At 66.3% G+C, this 21,804-nt stretch carries 24 protein-coding genes; 15 read left to right on the top strand and 9 right to left on the bottom strand.

Going from position 1 to position 21,804, the window contains the following annotated elements; translation table 11 throughout:
* Positions 1 to 145, top strand: a 145-nt coding sequence (locus QTH97_RS33255; RefSeq protein WP_286572862.1) for an aldehyde dehydrogenase family protein, incomplete at its 5' end; no start/stop codon positions are given.
* 21 nt (positions 146 to 166) lie between these two features.
* Here QTH97_RS33255 and QTH97_RS33250 read toward each other — a convergent pair.
* Positions 167 to 469 (bottom strand): hypothetical protein, encoded by a 303-nt coding sequence (locus QTH97_RS33250; RefSeq protein ID WP_286572860.1) that lies wholly within the window; start codon positions 467 to 469, stop codon positions 167 to 169.
* A 161-nt stretch (positions 470 to 630) separates the two neighbouring features.
* The gene (locus QTH97_RS33245) at positions 631 to 1,608 is read right to left on the bottom strand and encodes a Bug family tripartite tricarboxylate transporter substrate binding protein (protein ID WP_286572859.1); all 978 of its coding nucleotides are present in this window, start codon (positions 1,606 to 1,608) and stop codon (positions 631 to 633) included.
* 256 nt (positions 1,609 to 1,864) lie between these two features.
* Here QTH97_RS33245 and QTH97_RS33240 point away from each other — a divergent pair, with 256 nt between their 5' ends.
* Both QTH97_RS33240 and QTH97_RS33235 read left to right on the top strand, forming a co-directional pair.
* Entirely contained in the window at positions 1,865 to 2,131 is a 267-nt protein-coding gene (locus QTH97_RS33240) for a hypothetical protein (RefSeq protein WP_286572858.1), read from the top strand.
* A gap of 36 nt (positions 2,132 to 2,167) precedes the next feature.
* On the top strand, positions 2,168 to 3,478 hold the full coding sequence (locus QTH97_RS33235; RefSeq protein ID WP_286572857.1) for an NAD(P)-binding domain-containing protein: 1,311 nt from the start codon (positions 2,168 to 2,170) through the stop codon (positions 3,476 to 3,478).
* A 51-nt stretch (positions 3,479 to 3,529) separates the two neighbouring features.
* On the opposite strand, the gene QTH97_RS33230 is transcribed toward QTH97_RS33235, so the two are convergent.
* The 3 genes from QTH97_RS33230 to QTH97_RS33220 all read right to left on the bottom strand — a co-directional run bounded on the left by QTH97_RS33230 (position 3,530) and on the right by QTH97_RS33220 (position 7,531).
* Positions 3,530 to 3,928: a cupin domain-containing protein gene (locus tag QTH97_RS33230; RefSeq protein WP_286572856.1), complete on the bottom strand. Its 399-nt coding sequence runs from the start codon at positions 3,926 to 3,928 to the stop codon at positions 3,530 to 3,532.
* 180 nt (positions 3,929 to 4,108) lie between these two features.
* Positions 4,109 to 6,484: an arylsulfatase gene (locus QTH97_RS33225; RefSeq protein WP_286572855.1), complete on the bottom strand. Its 2,376-nt coding sequence runs from the start codon at positions 6,482 to 6,484 to the stop codon at positions 4,109 to 4,111.
* A gap of 69 nt (positions 6,485 to 6,553) precedes the next feature.
* Positions 6,554 to 7,531, bottom strand: a complete 978-nt coding sequence (locus QTH97_RS33220; RefSeq protein WP_286572854.1) for a tripartite tricarboxylate transporter substrate-binding protein — start codon at positions 7,529 to 7,531, stop codon at positions 6,554 to 6,556.
* Between the two features lie 146 nt (positions 7,532 to 7,677).
* On the opposite strand from QTH97_RS33220, the gene QTH97_RS33215 reads away from it, so the two are divergent.
* Positions 7,678 to 9,522: a GAF domain-containing sensor histidine kinase gene (locus QTH97_RS33215; protein WP_286572853.1), complete on the top strand. Its 1,845-nt coding sequence runs from the start codon at positions 7,678 to 7,680 to the stop codon at positions 9,520 to 9,522.
* Here the strand turns inward: QTH97_RS33215 and QTH97_RS33210 are convergent.
* A complete protein-coding gene (locus QTH97_RS33210; RefSeq protein WP_286572852.1) occupies positions 9,519 to 10,274 on the bottom strand; it encodes an ABC transporter substrate-binding protein in 756 nt (251 codons plus the stop codon). The two genes, QTH97_RS33215 and QTH97_RS33210, sit on opposite strands and share 4 nt — an antisense overlap.
* 413 nt (positions 10,275 to 10,687) lie before the next feature.
* On the opposite strand from QTH97_RS33210, the gene QTH97_RS33205 reads away from it, so the two are divergent.
* From QTH97_RS33205 to QTH97_RS33170, 8 genes are all read left to right on the top strand, one after another.
* On the top strand, positions 10,688 to 11,011 hold the full coding sequence (locus QTH97_RS33205) for a cell envelope biogenesis protein TolA (RefSeq protein WP_286572851.1): 324 nt from the start codon (positions 10,688 to 10,690) through the stop codon (positions 11,009 to 11,011).
* A gap of 12 nt (positions 11,012 to 11,023) precedes the next feature.
* Positions 11,024 to 11,437 (top strand): hypothetical protein, encoded by a 414-nt coding sequence (locus QTH97_RS33200; RefSeq protein ID WP_286572850.1) that lies wholly within the window; start codon positions 11,024 to 11,026, stop codon positions 11,435 to 11,437.
* A gap of 36 nt (positions 11,438 to 11,473) precedes the next feature.
* A complete protein-coding gene (locus QTH97_RS33195) occupies positions 11,474 to 12,322 on the top strand; it encodes a DUF2092 domain-containing protein (protein WP_286572849.1) in 849 nt (282 codons plus the stop codon).
* A gap of 20 nt (positions 12,323 to 12,342) precedes the next feature.
* Positions 12,343 to 12,942: a hypothetical protein gene (locus QTH97_RS33190; protein ID WP_286572848.1), complete on the top strand. Its 600-nt coding sequence runs from the start codon at positions 12,343 to 12,345 to the stop codon at positions 12,940 to 12,942.
* Positions 12,943 to 12,950: 8 nt separating this feature from the next.
* The gene (locus QTH97_RS33185) at positions 12,951 to 13,367 is read left to right on the top strand and encodes a YidH family protein (protein ID WP_286572847.1); all 417 of its coding nucleotides are present in this window, start codon (positions 12,951 to 12,953) and stop codon (positions 13,365 to 13,367) included.
* Positions 13,368 to 13,377: 10 nt separating this feature from the next.
* Positions 13,378 to 13,776: a hypothetical protein gene (locus QTH97_RS33180; RefSeq protein WP_286572846.1), complete on the top strand. Its 399-nt coding sequence runs from the start codon at positions 13,378 to 13,380 to the stop codon at positions 13,774 to 13,776.
* Positions 13,777 to 13,837: 61 nt separating this feature from the next.
* Positions 13,838 to 15,328, top strand: coding sequence for an arylsulfatase (locus QTH97_RS33175; protein WP_286572845.1), 1,491 nt, complete (start codon positions 13,838 to 13,840; stop codon positions 15,326 to 15,328).
* 69 nt (positions 15,329 to 15,397) lie between these two features.
* Positions 15,398 to 16,219 carry a transporter family protein gene (locus QTH97_RS33170; protein ID WP_286572844.1) on the top strand — a complete coding sequence of 274 codons (822 nt, stop codon included), beginning with the start codon at positions 15,398 to 15,400 and terminating at the stop codon, positions 16,217 to 16,219.
* Positions 16,220 to 16,249: 30 nt separating this feature from the next.
* Here the strand turns inward: QTH97_RS33170 and QTH97_RS33165 are convergent, their stop codons facing one another.
* Positions 16,250 to 16,837, bottom strand: a complete 588-nt coding sequence (locus QTH97_RS33165; protein WP_286572843.1) for a hypothetical protein — start codon at positions 16,835 to 16,837, stop codon at positions 16,250 to 16,252.
* Positions 16,838 to 17,162: 325 nt separating this feature from the next.
* On the opposite strand from QTH97_RS33165, the gene QTH97_RS33160 reads away from it, so the two are divergent.
* A complete protein-coding gene (locus QTH97_RS33160; protein ID WP_286572842.1) occupies positions 17,163 to 17,915 on the top strand; it encodes a hypothetical protein in 753 nt (250 codons plus the stop codon).
* A 43-nt stretch (positions 17,916 to 17,958) separates the two neighbouring features.
* Here the strand turns inward: QTH97_RS33160 and QTH97_RS33155 are convergent, their stop codons facing one another.
* Positions 17,959 to 18,354, bottom strand: a complete 396-nt coding sequence (locus QTH97_RS33155; protein WP_286572841.1) for a tautomerase family protein — start codon at positions 18,352 to 18,354, stop codon at positions 17,959 to 17,961.
* A 148-nt stretch (positions 18,355 to 18,502) separates the two neighbouring features.
* A complete protein-coding gene (locus tag QTH97_RS33150) occupies positions 18,503 to 19,606 on the bottom strand; it encodes a substrate-binding domain-containing protein (protein ID WP_286572840.1) in 1,104 nt (367 codons plus the stop codon).
* A gap of 138 nt (positions 19,607 to 19,744) precedes the next feature.
* On the opposite strand from QTH97_RS33150, the gene QTH97_RS33145 reads away from it, so the two are divergent.
* On the top strand, positions 19,745 to 20,227 hold the full coding sequence (locus QTH97_RS33145; protein ID WP_286572839.1) for a formate dehydrogenase subunit gamma: 483 nt from the start codon (positions 19,745 to 19,747) through the stop codon (positions 20,225 to 20,227).
* On the top strand, positions 20,224 to 21,804 hold the full coding sequence (locus QTH97_RS33140) for a formate dehydrogenase beta subunit (RefSeq protein ID WP_286572838.1): 1,581 nt from the start codon (positions 20,224 to 20,226) through the stop codon (positions 21,802 to 21,804). Before QTH97_RS33145 ends, QTH97_RS33140 begins: the two co-directional genes overlap by 4 nt.

Raw genomic sequence — 21,804 nt, 5'->3', positions numbered from 1 at the left:
GATGGTGAACCTGCCGACGGCGGGGGTGGACTACCACGTGCCCTTCGGCGGCCGCAAGGGATCGAGCTACGGCCCGCGCGAGCAGGGCAGGTACGCCCAGGAGTTCTTCACTGTCGTGAAGACGGCCTACACGTTCGCCGGTTGAGCCCTCGGCCGAAGAGGCGTGTCACGGCACGCGCTGATAAGTGCCCTTCGGCAGGCACTTGTTGGCGCCGGTGACGTCGAGCCTGGAAAACTCGAAGTCGGACTTGATCGCGTAGTCCTTGCCCGTATGCGAATGGCTCGGGCGGGCCCGGGGGCGGAACTTCTTGTCGGGACAAAGACTGGACACGAACTCGTTGCCCAAACGCCCACCGGCACGCCATTCGATGGTGACTGCGCCATTCACGTACTTTCCTTCGAAGTCGTCGAAGGCCAGTGCGCCGGACGACGCACCGCAGAGAACCACCGCAAGGATCGACTTGTTCATGAGCTTCCTCGAGCAAGGCATTGGGGGGAGCGCGGGCCGCAAGTCTGCCACGCTGAAGGCGAAACGTCTTGCGGCTTCACCGGATCACGCATCCGCAGCCGAGACCCGAAGAGGCCATCGCATGGCCCGACCGGCGGGGACGCTCCGTCCAGAACTCGTCGCTATTGCGGCACCAGCCCGGCGGCTTTCACCAGCTCGGCATGGATGCGGGTCTCCTCCGCGATGACCTGCCCGAGGGGCTTGGTGTCGTCGATCGCCGGCTCCATGCCCACCTCCAGCAGCCGGGCCTTGACGTCGCCGCGAAGCAAGGTCTTCACGGACTTGTCGAGCCGATCCAGGATCGGTTGCGGAGTCTTGGCTGGTGCCAGCAGTCCGATCCATGCCGACAGCACCACGTTGTCGACGCCGCCTTCGCGCAGCGTCGGGATGTCCGGCGCCGAAACCGATCGCTTCTCGCTCAACACGCCGACCGGGTGCAGCTTGCCGGCCTTGATATGCGGCAGGGCCTCCGGCAACGGCGCGAACACCATGTCCACGACGCCGCCCATCAGGTCGGTGATCGCCGGCGCGCCGCCCTTGTACGGGATGTGCATCAGCCGCGCGCCGGTACGGCTCTCGAACATGAGGCCCGCCAGATGCTGCGGGCTCCCGTCGCCCGACGACGCGTAGGTCAGCTTGCCGGGATTGGCCTTGGCCGCCGCCAGCACGTCGGCCACGCTTGCGAACCGCGACTTGTCGCGCACCACCAGCACCATGGACTGGTTGACCAGCTTGGTGACCGGCGCGAAGTCGGTTTCGGGGTTGTACGGCAGCGTCTTGAAGATGCTCTTGTTGGTGGTCAGGAAGGATGCGGGCGACACCATGATGGTGTAGCCGTCCGGTGCCGCCCGCGACACCAGCGGCGTGCCGATCTGGCCGGAGGCGCCCGCCTTGTTGTCGACCACGAAGGGCTGCCCCAGGTCGGCCGCCAATTGCTGGCTGACCAGCCGCGCCACCATGTCCACGCTGCCACCTGCCGGCAGCGCGACGATGACCTTGACCGGACGGCTCGGATAGCTGTCCTGCGCCGAGGACGGAGCGACCGCGATCAGGCCGGACGCGGCGCCAAGCGCCAAGAGGATGGATCGGGCAAGGGCCATGGGTGACGGATCGCTTTCATGCTTGGGAAGATGCCCCGGCGCTGCCGGGGTGCCGCGTTCGGCGGAGTCTGCCACGCCGGAAGTGAGCCGTCTTGCAGGTTTTGTGCCGGTCGAACCGGTCCGCAGATGCGCTCCGGCGCTCCCTGGCGCGAATGTCAATGAATGTGACGGCAGGCCGGACTGTGAATTTGTCACTTCCCATTCCCCTCGTTGGGGAGTTCAATGCCTAACTTCGCAACACCCAGGAGCGGCCGCGATGACAAAGGAACTGCAACTGATCGTGGACCAGCCCTGCGCAGGGCACTTCTACTGGACGATCGTTTATCTGGGCGCGCGCGGCGAGGACCACTCCGTCGTCGATTACTCGCGCGGCCCGCTGCCGACTCGCAGTTCGGCAATGGATGCCGGCATGACGGCACTTGCCGGGCACCAACGGGCAGGCAGCCCCTGGCTGGGACAGACCTCGGGCGCCCGGTTCGGCTGGAACCTGGATACGGTCCCCGGCACGCTCCTGCAGGCCTAGCCATTCGGGCATGACGCCGCTTTTTCCGGCCTCCGAATGAACGCGCAAGCGCCTTCGACCGACGAGCCGCTGGACCTCCTCATCATCGGCGCAGGCATCGGCGGTGTCCTGAGCCTCTACTACGCGCGCAAGGCCGGCCTGAATGCGTTGCTGCTGGAGCGCCAAGCCGTGGTCGGCGGCCTCTGGGCGACGCTTCCGCCGTGGCAGGACATCCAGTTCGGCCGTTGCGACTGGACCCTGGGCGACCTGCCGATCGCCGGCGAGGACCAGGCCAGCATCCGCGACAACATCCAGGCATGGGTCGACCGCTTCGGCCTGGCGAGCTCGATGCGGCTCGGCACCGAAGTCACGCGCGCCATCCGCATCGGTGGGGAATGGGTCGTCGAGACGGCGGACCACACTTTCCGCGCGAGGCACCTGATCAGCGCGACCGGCGCCCACAACCGTCCCTTCATCCCCGAGCCCGAGCGCGAATCCGTCGCATTGCGCGAGCTGCATTCATCGCAGTTGCGCGAAGCGTCGGATCTTCGAGGACGCGACGTGGTGGTGGTCGGCGGCGGTGCGTCCGCCTATGACTTGCTCGACCTGTGCTTCGAGCACGAGGCCCGCCGCGTCATCTGGGCCTACCGGCACCCGCGCTGGATGATGCCGAGCCTCAGGCCGAAGAGCGAAGCGGGCAGCCCGCGCAGAATGGCCAAGGCCCAGATGGAGGGCGCCAGCGTCGACCAGCTCAGCGTTGGCTTTCATGCGGAGCTCGTCGCCCGCTATGCCAAATTCGGTCTCCAGGACATCCAGCCGGAGGGCGCATTCGATCTGGGGCGTCATCAGCTGATCCCGGCGCGATGGCGAATGATCGGGAACTTCCCGAAGATCGAGCGCCATCGCGCCGAAGTGACACGGATTCAAGGCCGCTCCGTGACGCTCTCGACGGGCGCGACGGTGGATGCCGATCTGCTGCTCTGGGCCACGGGCTATGAGATCGACCTCGGCTTCTTCGCGAATGAAGCGCTGTCCGGCATCCGCCGGCACGAGGAACTGGTCGCGCAATGCGGCTGTGGCGTGCTCGCGATGGCCGAGCCCGGCCTCTACTTTCTGGCCGCGGGACTGGAATCGACCGGCGTCGCGCCCTGGGCCTACGCGATGATGATCCGCACGCTCATGTCGCACCTGCGCGGCGAGGCCACGCTGGAGCCGGTGCCGCTCACACGCAAGATCAACCACTTCCACTACGTGCCGTTCCTGGCCGCACGCGATCCCGTGAATTTTCCGGAGGGGCGATGGGAGGAGGAGTTCCGGCAACTCGCGTCGGTGCATCCGCCGCTGGAGCCGCTGCCGATTCCGGCCTGAGGCCTTGATTGGAGATCGCGGCAGCTCGACCGCCGACGCCGCGGGAGAGCCTCAGTCGTTGACGGTCTCGTGGTCAGCGGGCATGAGGATTTCGAGCAGCTCGCAGTCGTCCGACCAGCCGATCACCGTGTGGCGAATGCCAGGGGGTTGCACCCAGCTCGATCCGGCGACCAGGCGTTGCGGCCCGATGCCTTCGAAGTTCGTCTCGAACCAGCCCCTCAAGCAGTAGACCATCTGGAACTGCACGTTGTGGTGATGCCGCTGGCTGAGTTCCGCGCGAAAGGGCGTGATCATGCGGATCACGTGGGCTTCAGCCAACCCGTTCGTCGCGGTTGCAACGCCCAGGTCGCGATAGGACGAGTAATCCCGCAAGCCATCGGTCCTGAAGGCGGCCTCGTCGTGGTGGCTGATGACGAAGCGCTGCGGTGCATCACGTAGCGAGAGTTCCATCGGATTCTCCGGAAAGAGGGTGGGACCGGCACTCTGATCCCTCGATTGGAATGGCGCAAGCGCGGCGCCGGGAAATCACCCGGTCGACTCAAAAGCGACGCGCAAGATGCGCGGCTCCGCACAGCGCGCAGATGCAGCGCGCAGATGCAGCGCGGAGAGGCGGGGCCGCAACCGACGCAGCTACTGCCGCGCCATCGCGATGCGGATCGCTTCGTCGGGCGAGACCAGGTGGTCCGCGCTGTCCGCGGCGTCGCCGATGGCGAGCAGCACTCCCCTGACGCGACCGTTGAACTCGTTGCCCAGGGGGCCGTAGTCCGGTGACACAGGTGCGCCGGTGTCCTGGCCCACGTCGCAGCCATCGTCGGCGGAGAACACCATGGCCTGCGTCATCGGTACGGACCCTTCGCCGACCTGCTTGCCGTCGACGAACAGCGTCACCTGCCCACCCTTGCCCAGACCGCCGCCGGCGTACGCGAACTCCATGCGCACCTGGTGCTCGCCTTGTGGAAGCGTCTCCGAGGCTTCGACGAAGTAGTGGTTCACGCCCGCCACGTTGTAGCAATACTTGAGCTTGCCGTTGAGGGCGTAGAGGCTCCAGCCGCCGATGTTCGCGCCCTGCGCGATGATCACGCCCTGCGCGCCCGAAGCTGGCACGTCGATCTCGGCGGTGACCGAGTGCGACTTGTTCTTGATGCTCAGGACGCAGTTCTCCGACAGCCGCCCCATTCCGCCGAACAGGAGTTGGCTCGTTCCCTTGATCAGCACCGGCCGTCCGGCCGTGTCCGGGTTCATCTTCTCGACGACCCGGTCGTCCAGCGGCAGCACCTTGTAGCGCGCCGCCTCGATCAGCCACAAGCGCTGCAACTCGTGAAGCTTCTCCGGCATCTGCTTCGACAGATCCTTGGCCTGGCTCCAGTCCTTGGTGGTGTCGTAGAGCTCCCAGACATCGTCGTCGAACGGGACGGTCTTGCGCCCTACGAGGATCCACGGCGTCCCATGCTTGGTGACCGCGGTCCAGCCCTTGTGATAAATGCCGCGATTGCCGAACATCTCGAAGTACTGCGTCTCGTGACGTTCCGCCGCGCTCGCGTCGTTGAATGTGTAGAGCATGCTGACGCCTTCCAGCGGATCCTGCGCCACGCCATTGACCGAAGCCGGCTCGGGCAAGCCTGCCGCTTCGAGGATCGTCGGCGCGATGTCAATCACGTGATGGAACTGCGAGCGCAACTCCCCCTTGCCCTCGATGTGGCTTGGCCAGTGGACGATCGTGCCGTTGCGTGTGCCGCCCCAGTGGGAGGCGACCTGCTTGGTCCACTGATACGGCGTGTTCATCGCATGGGCCCAGCCCACTGCATAGTGGTTGTACGACTCCGGCCCGCCGAGCTTGTCGTACCGCTCCATGAGGAACTCGGGCGTCTCCAGCGCCGCCAGGCCGTTGAAGTTGGCCATCTCGTTGTATGCGCCGTTCAGCGTGCCCTCGGCGGATGCGCCGTTGTCGCCGACGATGTAGTACACGAGCGTGTCATCGAGGATCTTCAGGTTCCCGAGTTGATCCAGCAGGCGGCCGACGTGATGGTCGGTGTACTCCATGAAGCCCGCGTAGACCTCCATCTGCCGGCGCAGGATGGGCTTGAGCGCCTCCGGCATGGCGTCCCACGCCGGGATCTCCTCGTGGCGCGGGGTCAGCTCGCAGTCTTCCGGCACCACGCCCAGCGCCTTCTGGCGGGCCAGGGTCTCCACGCGGAGCTGGTCCCAGCCGCCGTCGAACTTGCCCTTGTACTTGTCGGCCCATTCCTTCGGCACGTGGTGGGGCGCGTGCGTCGCACCGGGCGCGAAGTAGGCGAAGAAGGGCTTGTCCGGTGCCAGGGCCTTCTGCTGGCCGATCCACGCGATGGCCTTGTCGGTCATGTCCTCCATCAGGTGGTATCCCTGCTCGGGCGTCTTCTTCGGCTCGACCGGCGTGGTCCCTTCATACAGGGTGGGATACCACTGGTTCGCCTCGCCGCCGATGAAGCCGTAGAAGTACTCGAAGCCGCCGCCGCCCGTGGGCCAGGCATCGAAGGGCCCGACCGAACTGGTCTCCCATACCGGCACCTCGTGGCACTTGCCGAACTGGGCCGTGGAGTAGCCGTTGAGCTTGAGGGTCCGCGCCAGCGGCGACATGGAGTTGGGCAGGACCGAGCTGTAGCCCGGCGCGCCGGTGGCGATCTCGGTGATGCCGCCCATGCCGCAGGAGTGGTGGTTGCGGCCGGTCAGGAGCGCCTGGCGTGTCGGCGAGCAGAGCGCGGTGGTGTGGAAGCGGTTGAACTTCAGCCCGCCCGCCGCGAGCTTCTCCGCGTTCGGAGTCTGGCAGGGGCCGCCGAACGCACTGCTCGAACCGAAGCCGGCGTCGTCGATGAGGATGATCAGCACGTTGGGCGCGCCCTTGGGCGGGCGAAGCTGGTCGATCGGCGGAAAGTGCGTGTCGGGGTCCTTGGCGTCGTAGGTGATGAGCCTGGGCCTCGATGTGTTTCGCATCGGGAGATGCGTACGAATCGGCTTGTCTTGACTGTTCATGAGCGCCTCCTCGGTGAAACCGGGCGAGGAGCGTACTCCGAACGCTTCCGGTGTGCCACTGCCGGCCGATCAATCGCCGCGGAACCCGGACGCCTTCACGATCGGCCCCCAGCGTGCAATGTCGGCGGCCAGGATGTCGCCGAACTCGCGCTGGGACGTGCCGGTCGGCGCCAGGCCGAAGGAGATCAGGAGGTCCCTCAACTCCGGAGCGCGAACGGCGCCGACGAGGGCGGCGTTCCACTGGTCGACGATCGGCGCTGGCGTCCGCGCGGGCGCGAAGACGCCCGTCCATCCCCGGGCCACGATGCCGGGCAGGCCCTGCTCGCTGAAGGTCGGGACATCGGGCAACTGCTCGATGCGCTTCGAATCCGACGTGGCAAGGACGCGGATCCGTCCCGCCTTGTGGAATTCGATGAAGTCCGACAAGCCTCCAATGCCGGCGGGGATGGTTCCTCCGGCCAGCTCCAATGCCATGGCATTGCCGCCCTTGTAGCCGACATGCGTCATCTCGACGCCGGTCTCCTTCACGATCACCAGGCCCAGGAAATGGGGCAGGCTCCCGGCGGCGCCAGTGCCGAAGAAGGACTTGCCGGGATTCGCCTTCGCCCACTGGATGAATTCCGGCATCGTCCGGGCCGGATGGTTGGCGGGTACGGCGAGGCCATAGGCATAGGTGGCGACCTGGCAGACCGGCACGAAATCCCTGATCGGGTCGTAGTTCACGTCCTTGAACACCAAGGGCGCCAGCACGGGCACGACGATCGGCAGCAGCGCCACCGTCGAGCCGTCGGCCGGCGCATTCTTCAGGATGACCGCCGCGATGCGTCCGCTCGCGCCCAGCCTTTCCTCGACGACCACGGGACGGTTCATCCGCACCCGGGCGCCCTCGGCAAGTTGCCGTGCCACAGCGTGGGTGGCGCCATCACCCAGCGAAATGAGCAGCCTGGCGGGCTCCGTGCCGCCGACCTGGGCAATGGCTTCGGCCCAGCCTCTCGCACCCGCATGGATCACAAGGGCGGATACCAGCATTCTTCTGGACACGCGCATGCATCACCTCCTCGGCCGGAGCTGGCGGCGGGCCAGCATACGCAGGACGCGCCGCGACTGGAATATGCCAATGGGCATGCGCCGCGGGCTTCCTGCCGGGGGACCCGAGCGGTATGCTCGCGGCGTCTTCCACCCTCGATTCCTCCATGCGGCGGACCCAGGATCCTGAATCCAGCGGAGACGAGTCCTCGCCTCTTTCCGCTGCCGATCTGCTGGGGTTCGAGCGGCTGCTGCTGCAGTTGTCGGTCCGGTTCATCAACCTGCCGGTGTCCGAGATCGAGGACGCCATCGGCGAGAGCCTCTCGCAAGTCGTCAAGGCACTCCATATCGACCGGTCCACGCTGACGCGCCTGGTTCCGAACCTGGGCTTGTTCGAGGCAGCCTACTCGTGGGCGGTCGAAGGGGTTTCTCCGGTCCGAAGGCGGTTCGTCAGCGAGGATTCGCCGTGGTCCATCGCCATGGCGCGTGCCCGGAAGCCGGTCGTCTTCGATTGCCTGGCCGACCTGCCCCCCGAGGCGCACATCGACAAGATGTCGTACCAGCTCATGGGGCTGAAATCGCACGTGAACATGCCCATCGTCGTGGGCGGGCAACTCTACGGTGGACTGAGCTTCGGCTGCGTTCGGCAGGAGCGCCACTGGACGCCCGACATCCTGTCCAGGATGCGCCTCCTGGGCGACATCTTTGCCAGCGCACTGGCCCGCAAGCTGGCGAAGGAAGAACTGGACCTGGCGATGGGCCTGGAGCGGGTGGCGAGCTCGACGCTCGCATCGCTTGCGCTGGCGGAGCGACCCGGCAGCGAGACGATCGAGGCGGGCCTGCGGCAGATCGCCGAGTTCGCGGGCGTCGAGTACGTGGGGATCTGGCAGGGAGTGGGCACAGGCAGCGAACTCGCCGAAACAGGGCATTGGCTGGCGCAAGGCTTCCTGGCGCGTCGCACGGCCGACTTCATCCAGCACCTGCCGTGGCTCCATGCCCGGGTGCTGGGCGGCGAGGTCGTGCGGCTTCACCGCGTGGAGGATCTGCCGGCGGACGCGCAGACGGATCGCGCCACGCTCATGCGCCACGGCATCCGCTCGATCTTCGCCATGCCGATCTCCGCCGCCGGGCAGACGACCGCCGCCCTGGTGATGGCCAGCATCCTGATGGAACGCGAGTGGCCGGAGGCGCTCCTGCCCGGCACGAGCCTGCTCGCCGAGGTCTTCGCGCATGTGCATGCACGCCGCGTGATCGAGGAGCGAGGCCGCGCCGCGAACGATGAGGCGGCGCTGTGGCGGGAGCGGCTCGCGCTCCTGGTGCGCCTGGACACCATCGGCGAGATGTCGCTGGCGCTGTCCCACGAGCTCAAGCAGCCGGTGGGGGCGATCGAGAACTACGCCCTGGCCGCACTTCGGCGCCTGGGCGAAGGGACGGCGGACCTGCAACGGGTCAGCGACCTGGCCGAGAAGATCATCGGCCAGGTCACGCGCGCCAGCGAGATCGTGCTGCGAATGCGCGGCGTGGTCCAGGACCCCGAGCTCCACACGTCGAGCTTCGGCGTCATGCGCATGATCGGCGAGTGCATCGAGGCAGTGCGGCTGGATTGCATCGGCCGCCGGATCTCCATCCGCTCGCATGCCGCGGAAGACCTGCCGGAGGTGCGCGCCGATGAAGTGCATATCCAGCAGGTGATCCTCAACCTGCTGCGCAACGCCATCGAGGCGATCGACATGCATGCGGACGCGCGGCGAAGAGAGATCGTGGTCGAGGCCTCCCTGCACGACGATCGCGCCGTGCTCGTCAGCGTCGCCGACAGCGGCGTCGGCATTCCCGAGGACGAGATCGAACGCGTCTTCGAGGCCTTCTATTCGACCAAGTCAACAGGCCTCGGCGTCGGCCTTCCGATCTGTCGACGTCTGGCGGAGGCCAATGGCGGTTCGCTGTGGGCGGCCCGCAACCCCGAAGGAGGCGCCAGGTTCTTCCTCACGCTCCCGACGCGCGCGGTGCACTAGCCCTGCGCAGGGTCTGCGGAGGCAGCCGGCGCCACGGACGCGCCCTCGATGCCGTGGCGCTGCAAGGCGTCGGCGATGAAGCCGCTGGCCTTCATCTCTTCGACGAATGCACGGAGTTCGAGTGCGGCGCCGGCGCCTCTTGCCTTGGGCACGCCCATGGCTTGCTGGATCACCATGAAGCGCCCGGGCAACAGGCGGAGTCCGGCGTGCTTGCGGCAATCCGATTCCAACTGCTGCTTCACGCCCGCCGCCACGTCCAGTTGCTGCTCGATGAAGGTCTGGACGACCGTGGGCGAGGTCGGTGCCCGGACGATGTGCGCCTGCTTGAGTTCGCGCGTGAGGAAGAGGTCATAGGCACTTCCCTTGCCCACCGCGACCAGGCAGCCTTCGCGATCCACTTCCTCGTTGTCCTGCAACGGGGACTTGTCCCTGACGAGGTAGCTGCCCTCGATCAGCAAGTAGGCGGCGCTGAAGGCGATCTCCGCGCCACGGACCGGATCGATGGCGAAGAACCCGATGTCGGCCTCGTCGTTGGCCACCGCCTGCACCGACTTGCCGGCCGAGTCGAAGACGACGAAGTCGACGCCGACGCCCAGGCGTTGCGCGAACGCGCGCGCCAAGTCGATCGAAACGCCCGCCGGTTGGCCTGTCGCCTTGTCGGTGTTGGCGAGGATGGGATTGCCCAGGTTGATGGACGCGCGCAGCACGCCCCTGGGCGTGAGGGCCTGGATGACTTCGCGATCGGTGCTCATGGGGATGCCTCCTCGGACCCAGGGTGTTCGGGCCGCATGGACACGAATTGTCCGATCACTTCGCTGCCGTCGCCAGGCGCGCGCTGCCGCGACAGCGCCCATCGCTGTTCCTGGACCTGGAGGTGGCCGGAGGCGGGGAGCTCTTTCGGGGCACGCGCGACGTGCGCCCGCTCGACCGCGATTCTGGAACCGGCGGCTCCGGCGGCAAATCCCGGTAGCTACGTAGGCCACGTACGTGGGATAGGTGGCCGCTCGTCTGGATTTGCCGCAGTGCCGCTTCCAGAATGATTTCCGCCAGGCCATCGCGCATGTACCGAACTGGCGCAAGGCAACGCCCCTGGGGGCCGGACCCCTGAAAGGGATCTCTCCACGGCCAAAGAGGCGCTTCAATTCATTCACCGAGGAACACGCAAATGAGCAAACTTCTCGCAGCCATGATCGCCGGCCTGTTCGCCGCCGGCGCCTACGCGCAAAACCCGCCGGGCACGACGTCGCAGGAACAGGTGATCACCAACAGCAAGCCGCAGCAACGCGCGCAGGACAAGGCCAATGCGCGCCCGCAGGACAAGGTGAAGAAGCCGACCGGCGACTGGGCGAAGTCGCCCGAGAACGATGCCATCGGCACAGGCAAGGCCGCCGCCGCCGGTCAGGCACGCGTCGACACGCGGGACGAAAAGCATCCCAACAGGAAGCAATCGAGGCAGGGCGGCACGCCCGACATGCCCGGCGCCAAGTAAGCCCGCACGACCATGAAGCACCTGCCTGATCTCTCGAAGAAGGTTGCCGCGGCCGCGCTGATCGCGTTGGCCGCGGGCTGTGCCACTACCGACACGCTCAACAACGACAACCTTGCGATCGCTGCCGGCTTCAAGGTCATCACGCCCAAGAAGCCGGATCAGCAGGCGATCCTCGCCAAGCTGCCCAAGGACAAGGTCTCCCCCGTCACCTACCAGGGCTCCACCTACTACGTCCTGCCGGACTCGATGAACAACCTGGCCTATGTGGGCGGCCCTGCGCAATACCAGGACTACCAGCGGCTGCGCGTCGCCAAGCAGTTGAGCAACAACAACCTCGAGGCGGCGCAGATGAACGAGATGGATTCCATGGACTGGGGCGGCTGGGGCGGTTGGGGTGGTCCTGCGTTCATCGGTTTCCGCCGCTAGCCACGAGCCGAAGTACAGCGACGGAAGGAGATCCCAGTGAATCGCCCATGCCAAATCCTCTCCAAGGCCTTGCTGGTGGCCATGAGCCTGGCCTTCGTCGCCGAAGCGAGCGCCCAGCGCGCGCCTGCCGCCGCTTCCGCACCGAAGAGCAAGGCAGCCAGGCCCGCGCCGCAGCTCGAAGCCAGGGCGATGGAACTGCTGCGGGCGATGAGCAGCGCCCTCACCGCGTCGTCGTCGATGGCGTTCACCGCCGTCGCGACCTATGAGAGCCCCACCAGCATCGGCCCGCCGCTGGCCTTCACGACGACCTCCGAAGTCCTGGTGCAGCGGCCGAACAAGCTGCGCGTGATCACGGGCGGCGACGGCAAGCGGGCGGAGTACTACTACGACGGCAAGACCTTCACTGCCTTCGCGCCTTCCGAGAATCTGGTCGCCGTGGCACCCGCGCCACCGACCATCGATGCCGTGCTGGAAGCGGCGTTCAAGAATGCCGCGATCTACTTCCCCTTCGCCGATGTGCTGGGCGCCGACCCCTTCAAGAACATCACCGAGGGCCTGACCAAGGCCTTCTACGTCGGCGACTCGAAGGCGGTCGGCGGCACGACGACCGACGTGATCGCCGTCGTCACCGACGAGCTGTTCATGCAGATCTGGATCGGCGCCGACGACAAGCTGCCGCGCCGGTTGCGTGCCACCTATCGCGGTGATCCGCTCCTGCTGCGCCACCAGGTCGACCTGTCGAACTGGAAGCTCGACCCCGTCGTGGCCGCGGAGGCCTTCGCATCGGTCAATGCGGCCAACGCGAGGAAGATTCCGTTCGCCGCGCCGCCCGCGCCCCCGGCTGCCGCCCGGGCACGCAGCGTCAAGGCGAGCAAGGCGCCATGAGGCGCGCGGAAGGACTCGACATGAAAACGATGAAAGCCATCCTTCCCCTGCTCGCCGCGGCCCTGCTGGGCACGGGATTCCATACATCCGCCTCGGCCTGGGCGCGTGCGAACGGCTGGGGCGGCCACACGACGGGCGGGTTCGGTGGCTTCACCCACGACAACGCCTACGGCGGCAGCACCACGCACAGCTGGTACGGCGGCACCAGCCATACCAACCGCTACGGGGGAACCACCACCGGCGCCTACGGCATGGGAGCCGTGCACACCACCGCCGGCGGCTTCACCACCTACCACCCGCCGGGCTACGGATACGGGGGCTACGCGCCTTACTACCGGCCCGTGGGCGTGCCCTACTACCACCCGGGCTGCTACGACTGCGGCGCTGCCGTCGCGGCGGGCGCCGCCGTCGGACTCGCGGCGGGCGCGGTGGCGGGTGCCGCGGTCGCCCAGGCCAACACGATTCCCGCCTACCCGCTGGGCACCAGCTTCTCCACGCTGCCGACGGGCGCGGTCTATGTGGATCGCGCAGGCGTCACCTACTACCAGGTCGGCACCTCGTGGTTCAGACCCTCCTTCGGCGCCAACGGCGTGTACTACAGCGTCGTGCCGGCACCTTGAGTGCGCACATGAACGACAGTCCACCCGCGCCGCCGCCAAAGACATCCAGCGAGCTGGCGCAGCTCAACACCGACCTGGCGATCGACCGGACGGTGATGGCCGCGGACCGGTCGCTCATGGCGTGGGTGAGGACGGCACTCTCCATGATCAGCTTCGGCTTCACCATCTACAAGATCATCGAGGGCTTCCAGCACGAAGCGGCGGCCCACACCATGAAGGCCGAGATGCCGCGCAACATGGGCCTCTTCCTCACCGGCCTGGGCACCGTGGCCATGGTGATGGGAACGATCGAGTACTGGCTGCGGCTCAAGCATCTGCGCGAGAACAAGCACATGCGCGTCATGCAGCCTTCGTTCGTGATGGCGCTGATCATGTCCGTGGCGGGGCTGTTCATCTTCGCCGGCATCGCCTTCAGGTTGCTTTGAAGGGGCGGCCATGATGGACATGATGCTGGACGTCTGGATCCGTATCTGGGACGACATCACGAGCGGCCGCCATGCGCCGCTGGCCTTCCGCTTCATTCTCCAGCCGGCGGTGGCGGCCTTCTTCGCCTACAAGGCCGGCAGGCAGGACGCACGCGACGGCCGGCCGCTCTACCTGTGGGCACTCGTGCGCGACCGTGCGCAACGCAGGGCGTTGCTGCGCGAAGGCTGGCAGCACATCGGCAAGGTCTTCATCGTGGCCATCGTCATGGATGCCGTCTACCAGTTCATCTCGGTGCGATGGTTCTATCCGGGCGAGGCCGTGATCGTCGCGGTGGTCCTCGCGGTGCTGCCCTACCTGGTGTTTCGCAGCCTGGTCAATCGCATCCTGCGCCGCCGACCGCACGCCTGAGTCATATCCCCAGGGCAAGTTCCGAGGTGACCTGGCACCTCATCAACGTTGAGGAAGAACCATGACGACGAAGAAGCCCAACATCCTGATTCTTTGGGGCGATGACGTGGGCTGGTGGAACATCAGCTACAACAGCCGGGGCCAGATGGGCTATCGCACGCCCCATATCGATCGCATTGCCAATGAAGGCGTCGCGTTCACCGACTACTACGCACAGCAGAGCTGCACCGCGGGCCGGGCGGCATTCATCACCGGCCAGAACCCCATCCGGACCGGCCTGACCAAGGTCGGCATGCCCGGTGCCGATGTCGGCCTGCAGAAGGAGGACCCGACCCTCGCCGAGCTGTTGAAGCCGCACGGCTACGCATGCGGGCAGTTCGGCAAGAACCACCTAGGCGACAAGGACGAGTACCTGCCGACCATGCACGGCTTCGACGAGTTCTTCGGCAACCTCTACCACCTGAATGCCGAGGAGGAGCCCGAGGATCCGGACTACCCGAAGGATCCCGCATTCAAGAAGCGCTTCGGTCCGCGCGGCGTGCTGCATTGCCTGGCCGACGGCAAGGGCGGGCAGAAGATCGAGGACACCGGCGCATTGACGAAGAAGCGCATGGAAACGATCGACGACGAGACGACCGAGAAGGCGCTCAAGTTCATCGACAAGTGCCACGCGGACGGCACGCCGTTCTTCCTCTGGTACAACACCACGGCCATGCACTTCAGGACGCACTGCGCGGAGAAGCACAAGGGCAAGAGCGGCGGGCAGGGCGACTACAACGACGTGATGGTCGCGCACGACGAGCACATCGGCGAGATGCTCGACAAGCTCGACCAGCTCGGCATCGCCGACGACACGATCGTCATGTACTCGACCGACAACGGTCCCCACTACAACAGCTGGCCCGATGCGGGCATCACGCCGTTCCGGGCCGAGAAGAACACCAACTGGGAAGGCGGCTGGCGGGTACCGTGCTTCGTTCGCTGGCCCGGCAAGTTCAAGGCCGGCACGGTCATCAACGGCATCGTGTCCCACCAGGACTGGGTGCCGACGCTGCTGGCTGCCGCCGGCGAGGAAGACATCAAGGAGAAGCTCCTCAAGGGCTGCAAGGTCGGCGAGAAGGACTTCAAGGTGCACCTCGACGGCTACAACATGCTGCCCTACCTGAGCGGGCAGGCAAAGGAGAGCCCGAGGGAGTCGTTCTTCTACATCAGCGATGACGGCGACATCATGGCCATCCGCATGAAGGACTGGAAGGTGGTGCTGATGGAGCAGCGCGCGAAGACCCTGCAATGCTGGTTCGAGCCCTTTGTCAGGTTCCGGGCGCCGAAGATGTTCAACCTGCGGCGCGATCCGTTCGAGCGGGCCGACGAGAACTCGAACACCTACTGGGACTGGGTCATCTCGCACGCCTACATCGTCTACGCGATGCAGGGCGCGGTGTCGCAGCAGATCGATGCGTTCGTGAAGTTCCCGCCGCGCCAGAAGCCGGCGGCGTTCAACCTCGACGAGGTGATGCGGAAGTTGCAGGAATCATCCAGCGCCGCCCATTGAAACCCCCGAGGCGCCTGCGGCGCCTCCCCCTCAAGGGGGCGATGCGATGAATCCGACCGGAGAAACTCCATGCACCACCCCGCCCCGATCCAGGTGTTCGCGCTGTCCGGCTTGGCCGCGGCCCTCTTCGCCGCACTGCCGGCGCGCGCGGAGATGAGCGCCGAAGAACTCGCGAAGCTCGCGCAGAATCCGGTCGGCAACATGATCAGCGTGCCGTTCCAGAACAACACCAATCTCAACTACGGGCCGGAGAGAGGAACGCAGAACATCCTGAACATCCAGCCCGTGATCCCGATCTCGGTGAACAAGGACTGGAACATCATCACGCGGACGATCGTGCCGGTCATCTGGATGCCGTCGCTGGGCCCGGGCATCGGTAGCACCAGCGGCGTCGGCGACACCGTGCTCACCGCCTTCCTCTCGCCCGCCAACCCCGGCAAGTGGATCTGGGGCGCGGGCCCCGTGGTCCAGATCCCCACCAACAGCAGCTCGGAGCTGGGCAACAAGAACTGGGGGCTGGGCCCGTCGGCTGTCGTGCTGCACCTCGACCACGACAGCCCGTGGGTCTACGGCGCGCTGTTCAACAACATCTGGTCGGTGAGCAGCAGCAAGCAGGGCGGGTCGTACAACACCTTCCTGCTGCAGCCCTTCATCAACTACAACTTCGCGGGCGGCTTCTATCTCACCACCGCGCCGATCATCACGGCCGACTGGAAGGCCGACAGCAGCCAGCGATGGACGGTGCCGCTCGGTGGCGGCATCGGCAAGATCTTCCACCTGGGGAAGCTGCCGGTGAACACGCAGCTCTCGGCCTACTACAACGTCGTGAAGCCGGACAACGGCGCCAACTGGCAGATCCGGGTCCAGGCGCAGTTCATGTTCCCCAAGTGATCGGGGACCGACTGCGCGCCCCCTCCGCTGCTAGCCTTTTCTCACCACCGAGGTGGCGATGGCCTGCGTGATGGTCATCTTCATCTGGTCGCCGACCTTGACGCCGCCGAGCATGGCCGGGTCCTTCACCTTCACCTCGGTGAAGTGACCGAACGGACCCCGGACCATCACCGTGCCCTTGGCCTGGTCGATCGCCCAGATGTTCGACACCAGCGTGGTCTGCTTCATCGCAGCACCGCCGGGAAGCTGCCCGGCCTGGGCACGGTCCATGGCACGCGTCTGCGTGGCCATGCGGATCCCGTCTCCCTTCTGGAAGTCGAGCGCCACGGCCTGGATGTAGGTGGCTTCCACCATGTCGCCCACCTTGACCTGGGCGAAGTTCTTGACGCGCTGATCGACCAGCACGGCGAATTCATTGCCTTCCGGTCCCTTCAGCGTCGCGATGCGGTTCTTCGGGTCGATCGCGGTCACCTGCGCGGAGATCGTGACCTCCTTCATCATTTCGCGAAGATCGAGCACCGTGGGATTGGCCGAAGGCGTGTTCGGTTGCGCCAGGGCCGGCGCGGTGAATGCCAGCGCCGAAGTCAGGGCGAGTATTGCGTAGTGGGTTGATTTCATTTCGCGCTCACTTTCAGATGGATCAGGCACACGTCAAGCGCTCGCTACCAGGCATCTCCTGCACTGATTGCGCGCACCCCGGGTCGCTGATTCTCGACATTGCAGCGCAGTGCGCCATCCGAACGCCTACGCATGGACACGTACGTGACGGGGGCTCGATCCGGCCGCACGTCGAGCCGCCAGGCTGGACCCGCTTCGTTGCTGTGGCGGGATAACCTTTTTGACGATGCCGTTGACTGGATAGCTCTCGCCATTCCGATCAAACGATGCCAATGTCCTGCCGACACACGCACGGGGAGGTCGTACCCAGTTGAGGAGATGAACCATGATGCCTGTTCTTGCTGCCGTGTTGTTGGCAGGCTTCCTCGCCGGTTGTGGAGGAGGGGGCGATGGAGGCGCGGGGAATGCCGCACTTGTCACTGTCGGCCAGTCTGTCGCAACGCCTGCGGCAGATTCCGCGAAGGGGCAGGATGCCGCGACCCTCGGCAAGCCTGCCGAAGATCCATCCCTTTGCACGGTCGAGATCTATGGCGACTCGATCATGGGCTTCAACGGGACCTCGGTCATTCCGTCCATGATGCTGCAAGTCGTCCGGCCCAACCTGCTGGTGGTGGCCGATCATTCGGTCGCAAACATGAGGCTTGCCGACCTGGCACCCTTCTTTCCCGGCCTGCCGCGCAGCGGGCACTTCGTGATCATCGAGAACGGCGTCATCGATGCGTGGGAAGGGAAAGACATCAACACGTTCATCAACGAGTACTACGCCATCATCCAGAGGGTGCGGGATGAAGGCCGCGTTCCGGTGTTGACCGGTTTTTCCCAACAGGCCCTGGGGGGACAACTCGGCTACTTCGATCTCCTGCGCCGGGACTTCTACGACAGGATCGTTCAGGCGATCGCAATCAACACGAACACGACCTTTGCCGACTGGGGAAGGGTGCCGTTCTATGGCGCATGGGATCTGGTCGACTTCGTGCATCCCAACAAGAACTACAGCGACCGTCTGATCGGGCGACTCGCGATGACACTCGACCCGCTCGCGACGAACTGCACGAACATTCTGGCTCCTCAGGGCTGAACGACTCGCCTGCGGATGCTTCTTGCAAGGCTCCCCGCGTCTGTCACGCCTCGCCGGGCTTCCAGTCCGGACTGTAGCCACCCAGCGCGGGGTGGTACATCTCGTCCCCGTCATGTTGAGTGAACTCGACGTTGAGTCGGTTCTCCTGCAGGCCGAGAATGTCCACGCAGTGCTGGCAGAGCGCCTTCGCCAGTTCCATCCGCAACTCGGCGGGGCGACCTCTGCGGATGTCCAGCATGAGCATCGAGACGGGCGTCGGCTCGTCTCCCATTTCCGGAATGCGCCACACCCCGCCGGCGCCCAGCTCACGGATGGCGACGCTGATTCGTCGAATGTCCACGGACATCATCCGCGCGTAGGTCTCGCTCATCGCCGCGGCCAGCCGCTTCTTGTCGCTGTCGGAAAAGCTGCGGGTCACGTCCAGCTGTAGGTAGGGCATAACGACTCCATTCGACGAAACCGGCGATTCTCCGATTCTGGACGACTCCCGTCTGCGACGCAGCCAAGTCCAACGACCCCTTCCGAGCCCGATGATCCGCTGCGGCGAGCTGCCGCCCTGTGCACGCTGGTCGAGGCCGCACGCACGCCTAGGCCCGACGCGCGCGACCACGCAACTTCGGAAGCGTCGGAAACGTCGCCGGCAGGTCGGTCACCATCCCCGTCTGGTCATTGGCCTGGTAGCCGGCCAGCCGGTTCACCGTCGCCTTGAAGTCGTCGCCGCGGATGATGGCGAGCATCTCGCGCACGCCGGGCGATTCGAGCGCCTTGTCCTCGCACAGCAGGAAGTAGCGCTCGGTCTGTACCGGCACGAAGTCCAGCTTGAAGTGCCTTGCCGGCGTCTCCACACCGAAGCCGACGTCGGCCATGCCGCTGGCGACGTAGGCCGCCACCGCCGCGTGCGTGAGTTCGCACTGCTCGTAGCCGTGCACCTTCGCCGGGTCCACGCCATCCTTGCGCAGCAGCAGGTCCAGCAGGAAGCGCGTGCCCGAACCCGATTGGCGGTTGATGAAGCGGATATCGGGCCGCGCGAGGTCGCGGATGCCATAGACCTTCTTCGGATCGCCCTTCGCCACCATGAGGCCGAGACGCCGCGTCGCGACGCCGATCAGCTTCTGCGTGGCGGGCTTGAGCCATTGCGCGTAGTGCGCCACCGACTCCGCTTCGAACTCGCCGACCGGCACATGGAAGCCTGCGACCTCGCATCCGCCCATGTCCAGCGATGCCACCGCTTCGGTGCTGCCGCAATAGCGCAGCTCGGTCTCGATGCCTGCACGGCCCAGCGCGTCGTGCAGCGCCTCGACCGCGAAGCCGTGGCTCGCATGCATGCGCAGCAGCGGTGCGACGGTCATCAGCACGCGGTCGATCTCGGCCTGCAGCTCCGACGCGAGCGAATCCAGCATCGGCGACAGGCGAGCCGAGATGCGCCGGTCGGCCCACACCAGCTTCTCCGCCAGCGGGCTCAGGGCCGAGCCCTTGCCGCGCTCCATGTGCAGCAACGGTGCGCCGAGCAAGGCCTCGCCCTCGCGAATGAGTTGCCATGCGTGCCGGTACGACACCTGCATCGCCTGGCAGGCCTTGAGCAGGCTGCCGTGCTCGGCCACGCCGACCAGCAAGGCGACAGTGCGCTCCGCGAGGTGCGCGCCGCCGGGACCGCTGATCGTCCACTGGGGCTTGATGCTGACTGGGTGCATCGGGGTCAATCCTTATGCCGTGAAGAGCCTATGAGGTTGGCCCGTTTCATCATATTGCGCGATGTTATGCGCCTGCCTACATTGGCCGCATACCGAGTCACCCTTATGCCGTCGAGCGCTTATATGGAGACCAGAACAATGACCCCCACGCCCTCCGATGTCGCCCAGGCCGTCCTGGCACGGCACGCCGACGAGCCCGGCGCCTTGCTGCCCATCCTCCATGAGGTGCAGGACGCGCTCGGCTACATCCCGCGCGAGGTCGTGCCGCAGATCGCCGAAGGGCTCAATCTGTCTCGCGCCGAGGTGCACGGCGTCGTCACCTACTACCACCATTTCCGCAGCGAGCCGCCAGGCCGCATCGTCGTGCAGGTGTGCCGTGCCGAGGCCTGCCAGGCGATGGGTGCAGATGCGCTGATGGCTCACGCGGAGCACACGCTCGGGTGCAAGACGCACGGCGGCCATGGCAGCACCAGCGCCGACGGCCGATTCACGCTGAACCCCGTCTATTGCCTGGGCTTGTGCGCCTCGTCGCCCGCAGTGGTGGTGAACGACAAGCTGCTCGCGCGCATGACGCCCGAGCGACTCGACCGCGCGGTCCACCAGTTGGCGGAGCCGGCATGAGCACGGCGAACCCCATCACGGTCCATGTGCCGCGCGACTCGGCCGCAGTCGCGGTCGGCGCCGACGAGGTCGCGGCGGCCCTGCAGGCGGAATGCGCGCGCCGCGGCATCGCGCTGAACCTGGTGCGCAACGGCTCACGCGGCATGTTCTGGCTGGAGCCGCTGGTCGAGGTGGCCACGCCGCAAGGGCGCGTCGCTTATGGCCCGGTCACGCCGGATGAGGTGCCTGCGCTGCTCGACAGCGGCATGCTCGCCGGGAGCGAGCACGCGCTGTTCCACGGCCCGACCGAGCAGATCCCCTACCTCGCGAAGCAGCAGCGCCTGACTTTCGCACGCATGGGTGTCATCGACCCGCTGTCGATTGCCGACTATGAAGCACATGAAGGCTATGCGGGCCTGCGCGCCGCGCTGGCGATGCCTTCGGATGCCATCGTCCAGCAGGTGCTCCGCGCCGGCTTGCGCGGCCGGGGTGGCGCGGCCTTTCCCACGGGCATCAAGTGGGCGACCGTGGCCTCCGCGCAGGCCGGGCAGAAGTACGTCGTCTGCAATGCCGACGAAGGCGACTCGGGCACCTTCTCCGACCGCATGACGATGGAAGGCGATCCCTTCATGCTGATCGAAGGCATGACCATCGCCGGCCTCGCCGTGGGCGCCACGCGTGGCTACGTCTACATCCGTTCCGAGTACCCGGATGCGGTCGCCACGATGACCGAGGCCGTGCGGCGCGCGACCGCGGCGGGCTACCTGGGGCCGGACATCCTCGGCTCCGGCCGCGCGTTCCACCTCGACATCCGCAAGGCCGCCGGCGCCTACGTGTGCGGAGAGGAAACGGCGATGCTGGAGAGCCTCGAAGGCAAGCGCGGCATCGTGCGCGCGAAGCCGCCGCTGCCGGCCATCGAAGGGCTGTTCGGCCAGCCGACCATCATCAACAACGTCATCAGCTTCGCCAGCGTACCGGTGATCCTCTCGCGCGGCGCGGACAAGTACCGCGACCATGGAATGGGCCGCTCGCGCGGCACGCTGCCGATGCAGCTCGCCGGCAACATCAGCCACGGCGGCCTGGTCGAGATGGCCTTCGGCGTGACGCTGCGGGAGTTGATGTTCGACTTCGGCGGCGGCAGCGCCTCGGGCCGGCCGATCAAGGCGGTGCAGGTCGGCGGGCCGCTGGGTGCCTACGTGCCCGAGTCCCAGTGGGACATTCCGATGGACTACGAAGCCTACGCGGCCGTCGGTGCCGTACTGGGCCATGGCGGCATCGTCGTGCATGACGATACGGCAGACCTGTCGAAGCTGGCCCGCTATGCGATGGAGTTCTGCGCCATCGAGTCCTGCGGCAAGTGCACCCCTTGCCGGATCGGCTCGACGCGCGGCGTCGAAGTCATCGACAGGATCATGGCGCCCCCGTTGACCAAGCACAACAAGCCCCAGCAGGTGCAACTGCTGCGTGACCTGTGCGACACGATGGTCCACGGCAGCCTTTGCGCCATGGGCGGCATGACGCCGTTCCCGGTGCTCTCGGCACTGAACCACTACCCGCAGGACTTCGGCCTCGCGACACCGGACCGCGAAGCGGCCTAG

The organism is Variovorax gracilis (assembly GCF_030317115.1).
Classification (GTDB): Bacteria; Pseudomonadota; Gammaproteobacteria; order Burkholderiales; family Burkholderiaceae_C; genus Variovorax; species Variovorax gracilis.
This window is presented reverse-complemented; position numbering and strand designations above follow the sequence as displayed.

What these genes read in the sequence shown, in the direction of transcription:
- QTH97_RS33160 (WP_286572842.1), top strand. Translation starts at nt 17,163, where the DNA reads ATGATGCCTGTTCTTGCTGCCGTGTTGTTGGCAGGCTTCCTCGCCGGT.
- QTH97_RS33210 (WP_286572852.1), bottom strand. Translation starts at nt 10,274, where the DNA reads ATGAGCACCGATCGCGAAGTCATCCAGGCCCTCACGCCCAGGGGCGTG.
- QTH97_RS33220 (WP_286572854.1), bottom strand. Translation starts at nt 7,531, where the DNA reads ATGCGCGTGTCCAGAAGAATGCTGGTATCCGCCCTTGTGATCCATGCG.
- QTH97_RS33140 (WP_286572838.1), top strand. Translation starts at nt 20,224, where the DNA reads ATGAGCACGGCGAACCCCATCACGGTCCATGTGCCGCGCGACTCGGCC.
- QTH97_RS33190 (WP_286572848.1), top strand. Translation starts at nt 12,343, where the DNA reads ATGAAAACGATGAAAGCCATCCTTCCCCTGCTCGCCGCGGCCCTGCTG.
- QTH97_RS33230 (WP_286572856.1), bottom strand. Translation starts at nt 3,928, where the DNA reads ATGGAACTCTCGCTACGTGATGCACCGCAGCGCTTCGTCATCAGCCAC.
- QTH97_RS33245 (WP_286572859.1), bottom strand. Translation starts at nt 1,608, where the DNA reads ATGGCCCTTGCCCGATCCATCCTCTTGGCGCTTGGCGCCGCGTCCGGC.
- QTH97_RS33200 (WP_286572850.1), top strand. Translation starts at nt 11,024, where the DNA reads ATGAAGCACCTGCCTGATCTCTCGAAGAAGGTTGCCGCGGCCGCGCTG.
- QTH97_RS33250 (WP_286572860.1), bottom strand. Translation starts at nt 469, where the DNA reads ATGAACAAGTCGATCCTTGCGGTGGTTCTCTGCGGTGCGTCGTCCGGC.
- QTH97_RS33170 (WP_286572844.1), top strand. Translation starts at nt 15,398, where the DNA reads ATGCACCACCCCGCCCCGATCCAGGTGTTCGCGCTGTCCGGCTTGGCC.
- QTH97_RS33235 (WP_286572857.1), top strand. Translation starts at nt 2,168, where the DNA reads ATGAACGCGCAAGCGCCTTCGACCGACGAGCCGCTGGACCTCCTCATC.
- QTH97_RS33150 (WP_286572840.1), bottom strand. Translation starts at nt 19,606, where the DNA reads ATGCACCCAGTCAGCATCAAGCCCCAGTGGACGATCAGCGGTCCCGGC.
- QTH97_RS33205 (WP_286572851.1), top strand. Translation starts at nt 10,688, where the DNA reads ATGAGCAAACTTCTCGCAGCCATGATCGCCGGCCTGTTCGCCGCCGGC.
- QTH97_RS33145 (WP_286572839.1), top strand. Translation starts at nt 19,745, where the DNA reads ATGACCCCCACGCCCTCCGATGTCGCCCAGGCCGTCCTGGCACGGCAC.
- QTH97_RS33185 (WP_286572847.1), top strand. Translation starts at nt 12,951, where the DNA reads ATGAACGACAGTCCACCCGCGCCGCCGCCAAAGACATCCAGCGAGCTG.
- QTH97_RS33240 (WP_286572858.1), top strand. Translation starts at nt 1,865, where the DNA reads ATGACAAAGGAACTGCAACTGATCGTGGACCAGCCCTGCGCAGGGCAC.
- QTH97_RS33180 (WP_286572846.1), top strand. Translation starts at nt 13,378, where the DNA reads ATGATGGACATGATGCTGGACGTCTGGATCCGTATCTGGGACGACATC.
- QTH97_RS33165 (WP_286572843.1), bottom strand. Translation starts at nt 16,837, where the DNA reads ATGAAATCAACCCACTACGCAATACTCGCCCTGACTTCGGCGCTGGCA.
- QTH97_RS33225 (WP_286572855.1), bottom strand. Translation starts at nt 6,484, where the DNA reads ATGAACAGTCAAGACAAGCCGATTCGTACGCATCTCCCGATGCGAAAC.
- QTH97_RS33175 (WP_286572845.1), top strand. Translation starts at nt 13,838, where the DNA reads ATGACGACGAAGAAGCCCAACATCCTGATTCTTTGGGGCGATGACGTG.
- QTH97_RS33155 (WP_286572841.1), bottom strand. Translation starts at nt 18,354, where the DNA reads ATGCCCTACCTACAGCTGGACGTGACCCGCAGCTTTTCCGACAGCGAC.
- QTH97_RS33215 (WP_286572853.1), top strand. Translation starts at nt 7,678, where the DNA reads ATGCGGCGGACCCAGGATCCTGAATCCAGCGGAGACGAGTCCTCGCCT.